Below are 15,555 nucleotides of genomic sequence, written 5' to 3'. Positions count from 1 at the left end.
CCGGCATCGAGGGCTGGGGCCACCAGCCCGCCTGGGGCGTCGCGGGACCTGCGGCTCTCGGTGAAGGAGACCGCGATGACCGCTCGCCGCCCGATCGCCCTGGTCGCCGCCACCCTGGCCGCGGCGTTCGCCCTCACCCTGACGGCTTGCTCCGCGGGCGAGGGACCCGAGGCTGCGGCGGCCACCGCCGAGGCGCACCGGGGGCCGCTCTCGGAGTACCTGGCCCCTATCGCCGACGTTGTGGGGGGCGAAGAGGCAAACCTCGCGCTCAACACCGAAACCCAGGAGGCCATCGCCAGCTGCATGGCCGACGCGGGCTTCGACTACATCCCCTACGCCACCACCCCTAACGGTGTCAGCGTTCCGGTCTCGGACGCAGGTACGCGGGACTGGGTGGCTCGACGCGGCTACGGTCTCAGCGGTGGCGTCGTGGAGGGACCGGAGCTCGAGGCCATGCTCGCCGAAGATGCCGCGAACGCCGAGCTGCCCCAGTGGGTCAACCCGAATACGACCCTCTACGCCCAGCTCTCCCCGGGCACCCAGGCCGCCTACGACCTCGCGCTATACGGACCTGGGTTCACCGAGGACGACGGAGCGGACGACGAGATTGGGACGCGCGTCGAGTGGACCCGCGACGACGGGTGCAGTTTCTGGGCGTCCGGCGAGGTCACCGCTCGGCGCTCAGCCCACCTGAGCGACTACGACGACCTGGCACAACGCATGATCGTCTCCCGGATATCCGTGGACAGCCAACCCCGGATGGTGGACCTGACGACCGAGTGGGCACACTGCATGGCCGACGCCGGGCACGTCTACACCTCCCCGACACACGCGTGGGAATCCGTCTATGCCGTGATCCAGGGCGACCCCGGACCTGACGGCGACCCCTATGTCACCTCTGACGAGGCGAAGGCCCTCGAGATCGAAGTCGCACTGGCCGATTTCGACTGTAGGGAGACCCTGAAGTGGGACGAGGTGCGGAACTCGGTCGTCGACGAGGTGGAGGCCCAGTTCCTCGCCGATAACAAGGCCGAGATCGACGAGTTCATCGCCGCCGTGCTCCAAGGGCCACAGCCCTGATGCGCGCGTCTCCCCGCTCGCGACCAGCGGCCACCGGGGGGCCGGCTGTGGCGCTCGTCGCGGTCGCGCTCGTTCTGACTGCCTGCTCATCAGCTGACACCCCGGGCACCCCCGCCATTGCCACCTCCACCGAGCACCGCGGGCCGCTCCTGGAATACCTGGCCCCCACCATGAGCGACGAGCAGACCGCGGCGGACGACGCCGTCTACCAGGAGGATGTCGCCAGCTGCATGGCCGAGGCAGGCTTCGACTACATCCCCTTCGTGGCGCCGCCCTTCGTCGTGGCACCCGTCTCGGACGCGGGCACCCTAGACTGGGTGGCCAGGCATGGATACCGCCTGAGCGGCGGAGCCATGGGCACGCCTGAGGCCCAGGCATGGGCGGCTGCGGAGGCGAACATACCCGACTACGTCGACCCGAACGCCGCTCCGCACGCGCAGCTCTCCCCGGGCACCCGGGCCGCCTACGACCTCGCGCTCGACGGTCCGGAGAATCGCAACCAGGTCACGATCGATGTCAACGGCTCGCCGCTCCCTTCCCCGACGTGGACCAAGGAGGATGGATGCTCCAGCTGGGCGATCGAGCAGGCCGACCGCCGGACTCGGGACGACCTCAGCGAGTTCACCGATCTCCTCGAGCGCATGGATGCGGCATGGCAGACCCTGGATTCTCAGCCCCAGATCATCGACCTCACGGCCGAGTGGGCGCACTGCATGGCCGACGCCGGGCACGCCTACACCTCGCCGGAGGACGCATGGGCTTCCGTCTACGCCGTGATCCACGGTGATCCCGGCGCGGGCGGCAACCTCTACGCCACATCCGAGGAGTTGAAGGCCTTTGAGATCACCGTTGCCCTGGCCGACTACGACTGCCAGGCATCCTTGAACTGGGATGCCATGAGGAACACGGTCCGCGACGAGGTCGAGGCCCAGTTCCTCGCCGACAATAAGGCCGAGATCGACGAGTACATCGCCGCCGTGGAGAGCATGCTCGAATAGGGCAGTCCGTACGTCATATCCGCCTGTGGGGGGATGTCGCGGGGAACCGCCGATCCTAGGATGCCTAGCATCAGCTACTCGCGCCGTCCGACGTCGTGCGGCCGCACCTGAGGAGATGTCAGTTGCCTGCACCCGCTCACCCCTGGACCGCTGCAGGCACTGCTGCGCTCCTCGCCGCACTGAGCCTCGTCCTGTCAGGCTGCTCGGCGAGCGACGCACCCGAAGCCACGGCCAGCCCCAGCACGGGCTATGAGGGACCGCTCACGGAGTACCTGGCGCCGGTCACCGAAGCCTTGACGGGCGAGGATGCACAGCTTGCGCTCAACATCGAGATCCAGGAGGGGATCGCCACCTGCATGGCCGAGGCAGGGTTCGACTACATCCCCTACATCGCCCCCGAGACGATCCACCTCGAGGTCTCCGACAAGGGCACCCGAGACTGGGTGGCCCGGGTCGGCTACGACCTCAGCGGCGGAATGCTGGAAGGTCCAGAACGAGACGCCTGGATCGCCTCCGGTGTCGCCAACGCCGCGCGGCCCCCGTCAGTCGACCCGAACGACGCGATCTACGCCCAGCTGTCCGAGGGCACCAAGGCCGCCTACGATCTCGCGCTGAACGGACCCCCGCTCTCCAACGACAGGGATGAGTCCACCCCCTGGTCCCGGGCCGACGGGTGCTACACCTGGGCCGCCTTCGTCCAGCATGCCGACAGGGACACTGCCTTCTTCGCCGACTATGCCGACCTGCTGGAACGCATGTACGCCACTACCTGGCGCGACCTGGACACCCACCCCAGGATGGTGGACCTGGCGACCGAGTGGGCGCACTGCATGGCCGACGCCGGGCACGTCTACACCTCTCCGACCGACGCCTGGGAGTCCGTCTCGGCCGTGATCCAGGGCACTCCCGGTCCCGATGGTGACCCCTACATCACCTCCGACGAGGTCAAGGCCCTTGAGATCGCCGTCGCCCTCGCCGACTACGACTGCAAGGAAGCCGTGGACTGGGAGACGGTACGGGACTCCGTCATCGACGAGGTCGAGGCCCAGTTCCTCGCAGACAACAAGGCCGAGATCGACGAGTACATCGACTATGTCGTCCAGGCCTCCCAGGCGAAGTAGTCCGCAAGCCTCCGATCGACCAAGGTCACACTTTCCACGGCCCCACGCTGCGTAGGATGGCGCCATGGCTGACTCCTTGCTCCCGGCTGACCTGACCGCCCTCGAGACCGCCGTCCACGAGGCGCTCACCACGGTCATCGACCCAGAGATCCGCCGACCGATCACCGAGCTGTCGATGGTGCGCTCCGTCGTCGTGCAGGAGATCGCGGGGCGCCCGGGGGCGGCGCGCGCCGTCGTCGGGATCGACCTCACGACGGCCGGGTGTCCGATGAAGAGCACGCTGACCTCCGAGTCGAGCGCCGCGGCGCTCACCGTGGAGGGCATCGAAGACGTGCGCATCGAGCTCGGGGTGATGAGCACCGAGCAGCGCCTGGGCCTGCGCACCCTGCTGCGCGGCGGCACCGGCGCCCCCGAGATCCCCTTCTCCAAGCCTGGCTCCCTGACCAAGGTGTACGCGATCGCCTCGGGCAAGGGCGGGGTCGGTAAGTCGACCGTGACCGCGAACCTCGCGGCCGCGATGGCCGCGGACGGCCTCAAGGTCGGTGTGCTCGACGCCGACATCTACGGCTTCTCGATCCCCCGCCTGCTGGGAGTGACCGGCCAGCCGACCAAGGTCGACAACATGCTCCTGCCGCCGATCGCCCACGAGGTCAAGGTCGTCTCGATCGGCATGTTCGTGCCCGCCGGGCAGCCGGTCGTGTGGCGCGGTCCGATGCTGCACCGCGCGCTCGAGCAGTTCCTCGCGGACGTGTTCTGGGGCGACCTGGACGTGCTGCTGCTCGACCTGCCCCCCGGCACCGGTGACATCGCCATCTCCGTCGCCCAGCTACTCCCCAACAGCGAGATCGTCGTGGTGACCACCCCGCAGGTGGCCGCGGCCGAGGTCGCCGAGCGCGCCGGGTCGGTGGCCGTGCAGACCAACCAGGGACTTGTCGGCGTGATCGAGAACATGTCCTGGTTCGAGCAGGCCGACGGCTCCCGGCTCGCGCTGTTCGGGACGGGCGGCGGGGAGCGGGTCGCCGCGAACCTGACGTCGCTGACCGGCGGCGAGGTGCCGCTCCTCGGCCACATCCCGCTCGACGTGACGCTGCGCGAGGGCGGGGACGAGGGAATCCCCGTCGTGCTCAGCGACCCCACCTCCCCCGCCGCGTTGGCCCTCATCGAGATCTCCCGCACGCTCGCGGCGCGCGGCCGCGGGCTGGCCGGACGCCGGCTGGGGCTCAGCGTCGTCTGACGGTCGGTGTGGTGGTGATATCCGTCCCGGGATGGATAGACGCGGGCGATCCAGGCACCTAGGGTGGGCGTATCAAAACGCCGCCCGGTGCCGGATCTGGCCGTTGCAAGCGTCTCGAGCAAGGATGCTCGCCCATGTCACACCACCCCGCCGACGGCCTGCTCCCCCGAGCAAGCACGCGACGCTCGCGAGAGCGTGGCGCGCCTCGCCCCGTGAACTACCAACCGCTGCGCGTCACGATCCTCGTCGCGGCGATGGCCCTCACCGGATGCGCCTCACAGACACCAACTCCCGAGGCCACCGCCACGTGGCCGCAGGACGGCCCGCTCTCGAAGGCTATGGGCGGGATCTTGGGCAGACCGGACCCTCAGGAGATGCGTACCAGGAGCGCCGCCCTTGAGAACGAGATCGCGGCGTGCATGACCGAGCAGGGCTTCGACTACATCCCGGTCGACTACTCGTCGTTGTTCGACGCCGTCGATGAGGAGAGGTTCGTCGGGCAGGGCACCGCCGAGTGGGCCGCCACGAACGGCTACGGCATCGTGCTGGTCAACACCCAGGCCGACGGCGAGCCCGTTCCCCTGCATACCGACCCCAACACGGACTATGCCGCGTCCCTGTCGAAAGCGGAGTCGGCCGCGTACCGCGCGGCTCTCTACGGCGAGTCCAAGGGCCTGACCGAGGAGGAGGTGGAGTCGGGCGAGAGTTCCTATGACCCGTCGACGGCCGGGTGCTCCGGCATAGCCGACGAGAAGGTTTCCGGCAACGAGTCCGCCTTCTTCAACGGCCCCGAGTTCACCGTCCTCTTCCGGGCGATGAACGACATCTACGCCGATGTGAAGGAAGATCCCCGCACGATGGCCGCCGATGCTGCATGGGCCGACTGCATGGCCGACGAGGGGTACACCGACTTCCCCGCTCCGGCGGAGGCCGCGGACTCCCTCAGCAGCGCCTCGAATGCACTCTTCAGCGACGTCGGGACTCCCGGCGACTACGTCAGTCCCACCCGCGAGCAGCTCGCGGAGTTCCGCGAGCAGGAGATCGCCCTCGCGTTTGCGGACTTCACCTGTCGGGAGCAGGTCGGCTGGCAGTCGACGTGGAACACGGTCGTCTTCGAGCTCGAGGCCACCTTCGTCGACGACCACAAGGCCGAGATCGACGAGTTCGTCGCGGCGTACCACGAGGCCAGGGAGTGAACGGCATGAGCGGGCGTATGCCCACGTGGGAGATGTCAGTGGCGTCTCTGATCGGCCTGGTCATCGTTGCCGGGTGCTCGGGCAGCACGGCGGCGCCAACTGCTGCCCCCGGGGACAGGGAGGGCCCCTTGGCCCAGCTCCTCGGGGACGCCGAGGGCGCCCGTGACCAGGAGTACTACGACAAGATCGGGGTCAGATCTGAGAACCTGATCGCGGAGTGCATGACCGCGGAGGGTTTTGAGTACCTTCCACGGGACCTCACGGGAACCGTCACCGTGGCCACCGACGAGGACCTGGCCGACCAGAACACCGAGGCGTGGGTGGCCACGAACGGCTACGGCATATCGACCGCCATGGACACGGTTCGGGAGTCGGCCCAGAGCGCGGCGGCTGTGACGGCGCCGCTCAGCACGAGATCAACGCCAAAGAAGATGCCGTCTACCAGAGCGTGACCTACGAGACCTTCACCGAGGCCCTCTCCGTCCTCTTCTCCGCGGAGCTGGACGACCCTCGCGTCGCCGAGGCCGCCGCCGACTGGGTGGACTGCATGGCCGACGCCGGTTTCACCGACCTCGCCACCCCCGAGGACGACGAGACGTCTATGCGTTCAGCTGACCGCGACCTCAGTGCGGGATCCCCGGCGGGCAGCGGCCCCTCAAGTGATGCCAGGGCCGAGTTTCGCGCGCTCGAGCTCTCGACCGCGCTCGCTGACTTCAGGTGCAAGCAGAAGGTGGACTGGGACACGACAGAGCAACAAGTCCGGTTCGAGCTCGAGAAGACCTTCATCAAAGACAACAAGGCCCTCCTCGATGAATACGTCGCCGCACTCACGGAGGCCCGTCAGCCGATCGGATGATCCCCACCTGCGAGAACGTGAGTGAATGTCCACCTATGGGTGGACCCATAGGAGACTCACAGCGTCTAGGGTTGTGGCAAGCAGCATGCCGTCTAGTACCGGTTTCAACCATATTGCATTCCTCGTCAAAGGAGACCTGCCGACCATGATCCGACCTTCCCTCCTGCGCCTGTCCTCAGCAGTTGCACTCGTCGGCCTGTTGCCCTGGCCGGGTGCTCGGGCGACGAGAAGCCCGGGTCCACCGGCGCCGAGCCTGAGGAAGGTCCGCTGTCCAAGATCATGAGCGCCGCCTTTGGCGAGTATGACCAGGAGGAGAGCACCCGTCAGCAGGCCGAGGTAGAGAACCTGGTCGCCGAGTGCATGGCCGCGGAGGGCTTCGAGTACACCCCGCAGGACTACTCGAGCATGTCGATGTCCTTCAACGAGGACGACTTCGCCGACATGAACACCGAGGAGTGGGTGGCCAAGAACGGCTACGGCATGTCGATGGGCATGGAGGCGACCGAGGAGCCGACCGATGGCGAGCCGACGCAGGAGTGGGTCGACCCGAACGCGGACTACGTCGCCACCCTGTCCGAGACCGAGATGACGGCCTTCTACGAGGTGCTCTACGGTGTCCAGCCGGAGATGACCGAAGAAGAGATGGAGACCTACGAGTACAACTGGGAGGACAGCGGCTGCCAGGGCTCCGCTCAGCACGAGATCAGCGGCGACGAGCAGGACATCTACTCCGACCCTCGGTTCGAAGACCTCATGGACTCCATGAACGAGCTCTACACGTCCGCGCAGAAGGACCCCCGCGTCGTCGAGCTGTCCGCCAAATGGGCCGACTGCATGGCTGACGCCGGCTTCGCCGAGTTCGCCACCCCCGACGACGCCATGACCTCCGTGAGCGAAGCGCAGAACGAGCTCTACAGCTTCGAGGGTGAGATGGCCGAGGACTACACCGGCCCCTCGAGCGAGGCCATCGCGGCCTTCCGTGAGATCGAGCTCTCGACCGCGCTCGCCGACTTCAAGTGCAAGGAATCGGTCGACCTGGCCAAGATCTCGCAGAAGGTTCAGTTCGAGCTCGAGGAAGCCTTCGTCAAGGACAACAAGGCCGCCCTCGACGAGTTCGTCGCCGCCGTCCAGGACACCCGGAAGTGAGCGGCGCAGGTCGCGGGACCGCGCTGCTGCGCGGTCACCGAGTCATCTGGCTGATCGCGATCGTCGCCGTCCTCTCGCTCGCTGCCGGCATGCTGCTCAGCCGCTTCATCCAGTCCCCGAGCGACGCCGCCGCGAAGGCCCAGCCGCCGACCGCCGGTCTGATCACCGTCCCGGTCGAGAACCGGGTCATCGCCAACGACGTGACGATGCGCGCCGACGTCCTCTACGACGAGGCGGTCGAGGTGAAGATCGAGACCGGCGAGATCTCCGGGGCCGCCGTGGTCACGGGCAAGGTCCCCGAGGTCGGGACCGAGCTCGCCGCGGCGTCGATCCTGCTGGAGATCGCCGGGCGCCCGGTCATCGCCCTGCCCGGCGAGCTGCCTGCCTTCCGCAGCCTGCGGGTGGGAGTCTCCGGCCCGGACGTCATCCAGCTCAAGCAGGCCCTCGCGAGCCTGGGGATCGACCCGGGCAACGTCGAGTCCGACCTCTACGACGCCCGCACTGCCGCCGCCGTCGACAAGCTCTACGTCATGGCCGGGTACCCCTCGCCCGTCGCGTCGGCGGACGCCGCAGCCGCGCTGACCGGGGCACGCGCCTCGCTCGCCTCGGCCAAGGACATGCTCACCGCCGCCGACGCCGAGCTCACCACCGCGAAGTCCGGACCGACCAAGGCGGAGCGACTCGCGGCCGACAACGAGGTCAACAGCGCCCAGCGCGCACTCAACACGGCGATCGCCGTGCGTGACGCCCCGGCCGAGGTCGATGCCGACGGTGTGGCCCTGCCCAAGGACATCCGCGGGCAGGAGAACGACGTCGCCGACGCCCAGGATCGCCTCAACCTCGTGATCGTCCAGCGCGACGCCGTGATCGCCGGGACCGGCACAGCCGCCCAGCAGACCGCACGCAACAGCGCGAGCCAGGCCGTCAAGGACGCCGAGACCGAGCTGGCCCTAGCGCTCGAGGCGACATTGACCTCCCTCCCCGCGAGCGAGATCACGTACTTCGCCGCGCTCCCGCGACGCGTCGACCAGGTCACTGTGACCCGTGGCGAGACCGTCACCAGCGCCAAGGCGGTCATGAGCGTCTCCGGAGCGAACATCGTCGTCTCCGGCTCCGTCGCGGGCTCGGACGCCGACCTGCTCGAGGCTGGCATGACGGGGACCTTCCCGCTCCCCGACGGCACCACGTCCACCGCGACGATCACCGAGATCAAGGCCGCCGAGAAGACCGGCACCGACGAGGGAGATACCGGCGACTCCGGGACCACCACCGGCCGCTTCACCGTCCTCTTCACCCCGGACGCGCTGACCCCGGAACAGATCGCCACCCTGCAGGGCAGCAACATCAAGGTCACGATCGGTGTCAACTCGACCGGCGACAAGGTCCTCGCGGTCCCCTCGGCCGCGCTGACCGCCGGGCCGGGCGGGGAGTCGCGGGTCGAGCGCAAGGTCACCGGTGACACGACCGAGCTGATCAAGGTAGAGACCGGCCTGGCTGCGGGCGGGTACGTCCAGATCGTCTCCTCGGAGATCGACCTCACCGACGGCGACCTCGTCGTGGTGGGCAAGTGACGGTCACCGAAGAGATCCACCTGCAGGGACCGGTCACGCACCCTGTCGTCGAGCTCGCCGGGCTGACTCGGACGTTCCCGGGTCCGCCCGACGTCCACGCGCTCACCGGGGCGAACCTGGTCGTCAACCCCGGTGACTACCTGTCGATCATCGGCCCATCCGGCTCGGGCAAGTCGACCCTGCTGCACATCCTCGGGCTGCTCGACCGCCCCACGAGCGGGGAGTACCTGCTGGACGGGCTGCCCACCGGGAAGGCCTCCGAGTCCGACCGGTCGGCGTTGCGCGGCGGGCGGATCGGTTTCGTGTTCCAGTCCTTCCACCTGCTGCCCAACCGCACCGTGCTCGACAACGTGCTCCTCGCCACCCTGTACTCCGGCGTCCCGCGGGGCGAGCGCACGAAGCGGGCCAAGGTCGCCCTCGAACGAGTGGGCCTGGGACACCGGATGACCTTCACCCCGTCGACCCTCTCCGGCGGCGAGCGCCAGCGCGTGGCCATCGCCCGGGCCGTCGTCGCCAGCCCCAAGCTGCTTCTCGCCGACGAGCCCACCGGGAACCTCGACACGACAAATTCCGCCGGGATCATGGACCTCTTCGACGAGCTGCACCGTGACGGCCTCACCCTCATCGTCATCACCCACGACCTCGCCGTCTCCTCCCGCGCCAGCCGCCGGGTCCGGATCACCGACGGCGAACTGACGGAGGTCGCCTGATGGACCGCATCTCGACCCGGGGCGCCCCGCAGCCCGAGGCCACCCCTGAGGCGACCGCCGAGACGACCACTCCGCAGGGTGACCTGCTCGCCGGCGTCCTGCCCGACGTCGGGCAGGAACGTCCCAAGGCCCGTCGCCGCCTGCGGGTGCCCGGCTTCCTGCGCCGCGGGCGCGGCGAGCGCACCGCGAAGGCGCAGATCCACCTCAGCGCCCGACGGGACCGCTTCTCGGTCCGTGACCTGTTCGCCGAAGCCGCCCACGGCATCGGCGCCCGCCCCGGCCGGCTGCTGCTGACCATCCTGGGCACCGTGCTCGGCATCGGCAGCGTCGTGGTGACCGTCGGCCTCGCCCAGACCGCGGCCGGCCAGATCAGCGCGCAGTTCGACGCGGTCGCCGCGACGCAGGTCGTCGTCGAGCCGGACACGACGGGCAACTCTTGGAGCGGGAACGCCCAGCCTAAGACGAAGCTGCCGTGGGACGCCCCCGAACGCGTCATGCGGCTCAACGGCGTCGAGCAGGCGGGCCTCATCGCAATCGTCAACACCAACAGCGCCAAAGTCACGGCCGTCCCGGTCAACGACCCCTCCGCGTCGGCGAGCATCGGCCCCGCGGTCCTGGCGACCTCCGGCGGGCTGCTCGACGCCGTCCGCGGCCAGGTCAACACCGGACGCTACTTCGACGACGGGCACAGCGCCCGCGCCGACCGCGTCGTCGTGCTCGGCGAGCGGGCCGCGGAGAAGCTGGGGATCAGCCGGCTGGAGAGCCAGCCGTCGATCTTCATCGGCGACGACAGCTACACGGTCATCGGGATCGTCAATGCGATGGAGCGTCGCCCGGACATGCTCGACGCCGTGATCCTCCCCATGGGCACCGCGCAGGCGGACTTCGGCCTCACCCGCCCGGACGAGCTGCAGATCCAGATCGCGACCGGCGCCGGGCCGCTCGTCAAGGTACAGGCACCGATCGCGCTCGACCCGAACGGACCGGAGAACTTCAAGGTCAAGGCTCCCCCGGCCGGATCGGACCTGCGGGCGAACGTCCAGGCGGACATCAACGCGATCTTCCTCGCCCTGGGCGGCGTCGCGCTGCTGGTCGGCGGGCTCGGGATCGCCAACGTCACGCTGCTGTCCGTCATGGAACGGCGCGGGGAGATCGGCCTGCGCCGTGCGCTCGGGGCCACCCGGCGCAACATCGCGTGGCAGTTCGTCGTGGAGTCCGTCGTCATCGGTCTGCTGGGCGGGCTGATCGGCGCCTCGATCGGGGTGTTCGTCGTGGTGGGTGTGTCGATCATGAAGGACTGGACGGCGATCCTCGACATCAAGATGGCGCTCGGCGCCGCCGCGATGGGCGGGGTCATCGGCCTGCTCGCCGGCCTGTACCCGGCGATGAAAGCCGCGGCGATCGAACCGATCACCGCGCTGCGCGGGGGGATCTAGCGCCGTGGCGGCCGGCGTTGCACGCTCTCTGGTGCTGGGAAGCGCCCTGGGGCTGTGCGTCGCCGCGCTGGCCGGGTGCTCGACTCCCGGCACCCCGGATACGGCGGTCTCCCCCGGGGACGAGTTCGAGTCCTACATGGACGCGATCTTCGCCGGCTTCGACTACACGGCGAGCCTGTCCCTCGAGCAGGACGCCATCGCTGCCTGCATGGGGGACCTCGGCTTCGAGTACATCCCGACGTTCGCGCGCGCGGCCGCCATCAGCCTCGACTTCGGCGACCCAGCCGAGAATGCGGAGTTCCGGCGCGTCGAGGGGTGGGGAGTCACTGCCGAGCAGTCGGGGACCGGCATGGCCGGCCCCGGGTCGTCCACCCGGCTCACTCCCGTCGTCGACGTGGACCCCAACGAAGTGATCGTCGACGCGATGTCCGCGTCCACCAAGGACGCCTATGACCTTGCGCTCTACGGCATCGATCGCGCGACCGGTGAGCTTGTGTCGACGACCAGCTGCTCCCAGGTGGCCCGCGAGACGTACTCGATCGAGGGAGCCCTCGCGCCTACCCCGGACCTCGCCGCCGTGTATGAGGAGATGCGGGAGGTGCGCTCCAACTACGGGTCCGACCCCCGCATACTCGACCTCGACGCCCGCTGGGCGCAGTGCATGACGGACGCCGGGTACCTCGGGTACACCACCCCATTCAACGCCTCGAGCCGCTTCGAGGAGATCGTCGCCAATCCCCTGTCTCCGCTGACTCCCGACGAGTTCGAGACCCAGCGCGCCCTCGAGGTCGCGACCGCCGTCACGGACGAGCAGTGCCGCGAGGCGCTCGACTACGACCAGGTCACCCTGGACATCCGCTCCGCCCGCAACATCGAGTTTGTCACCGAGAATCAGGACGCCCTCGACGCGATGGTGATCGCCGCCCAAGAGAACACCCCACGGCTGCCGGAGAAGACGGAAACTCCATGACGAACACTGCGAGCACCGGAGGTCGTCCCGCTCCGCGCAGTGGTCGTCGGCGGCGCCTCGGGATCGCCACCGGCGCGGCCCTGATGGGCTCCTCGCTGGTGCTGGCCGGATGCGACTCCGACGACGACAAGCCGGCCACGGCGCCCACCGAGTCCGCCTACCTGCTCCAGGAGTACGTCTCCGAGGTCTACGCCGGCGTCGACCTTGTCGCACAAGCCCGCTTGCAGCAAGACTTCATTGCTACATGCATGGGCGATGCGGGCTTCGAGTACATCCCGTCCTTGGCCGGCCCGCTTGAGTTCACACTGCCAGAGCCTGACGACTGGGCCGCATTCCAGCTTGTCGAGGGGTGGGGGGTGACGGCCGGGCAGACGGGCGTCGGGATGGAGAACCCCGCCGCCCTCGTCTCACTAACCGGTCAGACGGCGTCCGAGCCCGACCCCAACCTCAAGATCGCCCTGGCCCTGTCCCCGGCCGCGCGCGAGGCGTACTACGCGGCCTTCTTGGACGTCGGCGGGTGCAACGACCAGGCGACGGCGGAATACTCGATCGAGAGCGCCCTCGCGACGACCCCCGATCTCCTCGCCCTGTACGAGGAGATCTTCGAGCTGTACGCGTCCGACGGGACCGACCCGCGCACGATCGAGATCGCCGCCCGGTGGGCGCAGTGCATGACCGACTCCGGGTACCTCGGCTACACCACGCCCGGCAACGCGTCATCCACCTTCGAGGAGGCGCTCCCCCCGAACGACGGCGAGCTGACGCCCGACGAGATCGAGGCCCAGCGAGCGGACGAGGTGGCGGCTGCTGCTGCCGACCTCGCGTGCCGCACAGACCTCGACTACGACGCGATCACAGACGGGATCCGCATCGCCCGAGAGCAGGAGTTCCTCGAGGAGAACCGCAAGGAGCTCGACGCGCTGCTCCTCACCGTCCGGGAGAACACCCCACGACTGCCGGAGACGGCGCCCCCCTGACCTAGATCACAGCGCGTAGTCGACCACGAGCGGGGCGTGGTCGCTCCAGCGGGCCTCGTAGGAGTCCGCCCGGTCGACGCGTACGCCGGAGGCGTGCTCCGCCAGGGCCGGGGTGGCCAGCTGGTAGTCGATGCGCCAGCCGGAGTCGTTGGCGAAGGCCTGGCCGCGGTTGGACCACCACGTGTACGGGCCGGGGCCGTCGCCGCCGTGCACCCGGCCGAGGTCGACCCAGCCCTGGGCGAACCAGGCGTCGAGGTAGGCCCGCTCCTCGGGCAAGAAGCCCGCGCTCTTGAGGTTGCCCTTCCAGTTCTTGATGTCGTTGTTGGTGTGGGCGATGTTGAGGTCGCCCGCCACCACGACGTGCTGCCCGCTCTCCGCGAGCTCGGTCAGGCGCGCCGTGACTTTCTCCAGGTGGGCGTACTTCTGGTCCATCTTCGGCGTGCCGGCGGTCCCGGAGTGGATGTAGGTGGAGACGACGGTGATCCGCTCCCCCGACGGCAGGTCGAGCTCGGCCTCGACCCAGCGACCCGTGTCGACGGGAACCTCCGGCTCGCCATTGCCCAGGCCGATGCGCACGGCGTGGAAGGGCAGCCGGGAGGCGATCGCGACGCCGGCGCGGCCCTTGATCTCGCAAGCCTCGTGGACGATGTGCCACTCCTCGCCGAGCAACCCCGTGACGATCTCGTCAGGGGCGCGGACCTCTTGCAGCAGGAGGATGTCGGGTTGGCGCTCGGCGAGCCAGGCGGCCATGCCGTTGCGGTAGGCGGCACGGATGCCGTTGACGTTGGCAGTTGCGATGGTGACCATGCCCCCATCCAACCGCATGCCACCGACAGTCTGTGTCGGCTCGCGGGTGGAACGGTGGTTTCAGGGTCGGGACGTGCCGTCCGGCGCGGGCCTGACGGGCAGCGCAGTCTCCGGCGGGGCAGTCTCAGGCAGCGCCGTCTCGCGGAATCGCCGCGCGAGGACGGCAGACACGAGAGCGAGCCCGGCCAGCACGACGAATCCGGCCCGCAGGGCGTCCGCGGTCGCGAAGACGCCGGTCAGCGCCCCGCCCAGGACCGCACCGACGTAGGTGAAGATGTTGAGCCTGGCGACCGCCTGGTCGGTGACCGTCTCGACAGACGTCTCGGCGGTCGAGACGGCCGACGTCCCGACGACGGTCGTCGCCTGGCCCGCACGCGCGGCTGCCTCGGCCGCACGGTCCCCCGCAGCCGAGAAGGCGAGCGGTGCGACCACGCCGAGACCTAGCCCGGTCGCCGCGAAACCCACGAGCGCGACCGGCCAGCCCGGCGCGAGTGCAACGGTCAGCAACCCGGCCGCGCCGACCGTCCCACCCAGGCGCACGACCGTGACCCGCCCAGCCCTGGCCACCCAGGAGTCGGCGAACAGTCGGGAGGCGATGAGCGTCGCCTGATAGGCGGCGTACCCGAGCGGGGCGACCACCTTCCCGGCGTCCAGGATGTCGCGCAGGAACGGCGCGCCCCACGTAGACGCGGAGGAGTCGGCGACCGGGTAGGCGAGCATCGCCGCACCGAGCACGACGATCGTGGACAGCGGCACTGCGGAGGGCGAGGCGGAGGGCAGAGCGTGCGCGACGTCGTCGGGCATGGTCGGTGCGGGGACTGTGGGTGCGGGCGTCTCCGCCCCGTGCAGCAGGCCGCGGGAGAGCACGAGCGTCGCGGCGACGACCACGACCGCGACGAGCGGGAGCGACTGGTCGAGCTCGGCGTCGGCCAGGGCCGCGGCCGACACGCTCAGCGCGCCGAGCACGCCGCCCGCGGCGTTGGCCGCGAAGAAGGAGGCGAGGACGCTGCGCCCGTAGCCGCGCTCGACCATGATGCCCTGCATGTTGATCGACGCGTCCACCGAGCCCAGGCACAGCCCATAGGCACCGAAGGCCACGAGGAAGGCGGGCCACGTCGTCGCGAAGCCGACCGCGAGAACCGCCAGCGCCGCACCGATCAGGCCGCCGGTGACTACCTTGGCGGAACCGTAGCGCGCGGCGAGCAGCCCGGAGAGAGCGCTGCCCGTGCCGGCGCAGACACAGACCCACAGGACGGCGAGCGTGATGATCGCGTCGTCCATGCCGAGGCGGTCTTTGTACGTGGGGACGTTCGTCAGCATGACGGCGAAGGCCATGCCCTGGACGGCGTAGGCAGCAGTCACACTCACCCGGCCGCGTCGCAGGAGCGTGCTCGCGGGAGAGGCTGGTGGCGGCCGGCGCACTGAGCTCATTGCCGCACACTAGCCCCTCAAC

15 protein-coding genes are annotated in these 15,555 nt (G+C 69.3%); 13 read left to right on the top strand and 2 right to left on the bottom strand.

The annotated features are described in order from the left end of the window. Positions 1-75 precede the first annotated feature (75 nt). The 13 genes from BLQ50_RS07130 (at position 76) to BLQ50_RS07070 (ending at position 13,295) form a co-directional block, all read left to right on the top strand. Complete coding sequence (locus tag BLQ50_RS07130; RefSeq protein ID WP_093182371.1) at positions 76-1,080, top strand: hypothetical protein; 1,005 nt, start codon at positions 76-78, stop codon at positions 1,078-1,080. Then, on the top strand, positions 1,080-2,078 hold the full coding sequence (locus BLQ50_RS07125) for a hypothetical protein (protein WP_139185765.1): 999 nt from the start codon (positions 1,080-1,082) through the stop codon (positions 2,076-2,078). Before BLQ50_RS07130 ends, BLQ50_RS07125 begins: the two co-directional genes overlap by 1 nt. A gap of 122 nt (positions 2,079-2,200) precedes the next feature. Next, positions 2,201-3,199, top strand: coding sequence for a hypothetical protein (locus BLQ50_RS07120; RefSeq protein ID WP_093182368.1), 999 nt, complete (start codon positions 2,201-2,203; stop codon positions 3,197-3,199). Positions 3,200-3,263: 64 nt separating this feature from the next. Then, positions 3,264-4,433, top strand: a complete 1,170-nt coding sequence (locus BLQ50_RS07115) for a P-loop NTPase (RefSeq protein ID WP_093182367.1) — start codon at positions 3,264-3,266, stop codon at positions 4,431-4,433. A 134-nt stretch (positions 4,434-4,567) separates the two neighbouring features. Continuing rightward, on the top strand, positions 4,568-5,629 hold the full coding sequence (locus BLQ50_RS07110; protein WP_139185764.1) for a hypothetical protein: 1,062 nt from the start codon (positions 4,568-4,570) through the stop codon (positions 5,627-5,629). A gap of 128 nt (positions 5,630-5,757) precedes the next feature. Further along, positions 5,758-6,081 carry a hypothetical protein gene (locus BLQ50_RS07105; RefSeq protein ID WP_139185763.1) on the top strand — a complete coding sequence of 108 codons (324 nt, stop codon included), beginning with the start codon at positions 5,758-5,760 and terminating at the stop codon, positions 6,079-6,081. Then, complete coding sequence (locus BLQ50_RS07100) at positions 6,078-6,485, top strand: hypothetical protein (protein ID WP_093182362.1); 408 nt, start codon at positions 6,078-6,080, stop codon at positions 6,483-6,485. The genes BLQ50_RS07105 and BLQ50_RS07100 overlap by 4 nt, the downstream gene beginning before the upstream one ends. Before the next feature lie 279 nt (positions 6,486-6,764). Beyond that, entirely contained in the window at positions 6,765-7,631 is an 867-nt protein-coding gene (locus tag BLQ50_RS07095) for a hypothetical protein (protein WP_093182361.1), read from the top strand. Further along, positions 7,628-9,202: an efflux RND transporter periplasmic adaptor subunit gene (locus tag BLQ50_RS07090; protein WP_093182359.1), complete on the top strand. Its 1,575-nt coding sequence runs from the start codon at positions 7,628-7,630 to the stop codon at positions 9,200-9,202. Before BLQ50_RS07095 ends, BLQ50_RS07090 begins: the two co-directional genes overlap by 4 nt. Continuing rightward, positions 9,199-9,912 (top strand): ABC transporter ATP-binding protein, encoded by a 714-nt coding sequence (locus BLQ50_RS07085; RefSeq protein ID WP_175559059.1) that lies wholly within the window; start codon positions 9,199-9,201, stop codon positions 9,910-9,912. Before BLQ50_RS07090 ends, BLQ50_RS07085 begins: the two co-directional genes overlap by 4 nt. After that, positions 9,912-11,348 carry an ABC transporter permease gene (locus tag BLQ50_RS07080; RefSeq protein WP_245700937.1) on the top strand — a complete coding sequence of 479 codons (1,437 nt, stop codon included), beginning with the start codon at positions 9,912-9,914 and terminating at the stop codon, positions 11,346-11,348. The genes BLQ50_RS07085 and BLQ50_RS07080 overlap by 1 nt, the downstream gene beginning before the upstream one ends. A 4-nt stretch (positions 11,349-11,352) precedes the next feature. After that, positions 11,353-12,318 carry a hypothetical protein gene (locus BLQ50_RS07075; RefSeq protein WP_093182358.1) on the top strand — a complete coding sequence of 322 codons (966 nt, stop codon included), beginning with the start codon at positions 11,353-11,355 and terminating at the stop codon, positions 12,316-12,318. Beyond that, positions 12,315-13,295, top strand: coding sequence for a hypothetical protein (locus tag BLQ50_RS07070; protein WP_093182356.1), 981 nt, complete (start codon positions 12,315-12,317; stop codon positions 13,293-13,295). Before BLQ50_RS07075 ends, BLQ50_RS07070 begins: the two co-directional genes overlap by 4 nt. 6 nt (positions 13,296-13,301) lie before the next feature. Here BLQ50_RS07070 and BLQ50_RS07065 read toward each other — a convergent pair whose 3' ends face one another. Continuing rightward, positions 13,302-14,102 (bottom strand): exodeoxyribonuclease III, encoded by an 801-nt coding sequence (locus tag BLQ50_RS07065; RefSeq protein ID WP_093182355.1) that lies wholly within the window; start codon positions 14,100-14,102, stop codon positions 13,302-13,304. 60 nt (positions 14,103-14,162) lie between these two features. After that, positions 14,163-15,533 carry an MFS transporter gene (locus BLQ50_RS07060; RefSeq protein ID WP_093182353.1) on the bottom strand — a complete coding sequence of 457 codons (1,371 nt, stop codon included), beginning with the start codon at positions 15,531-15,533 and terminating at the stop codon, positions 14,163-14,165. Between the last annotated feature and the right edge of the window lie 22 nt (positions 15,534-15,555).

Origin of the sequence: Sanguibacter gelidistatuariae (genome assembly GCF_900096585.1) — a bacterium.
GTDB classification, from domain to species: Bacteria; Actinomycetota; Actinomycetes; order Actinomycetales; family Cellulomonadaceae; genus Sanguibacter; species Sanguibacter gelidistatuariae.
This window is presented reverse-complemented; position numbering and strand designations above follow the sequence as displayed.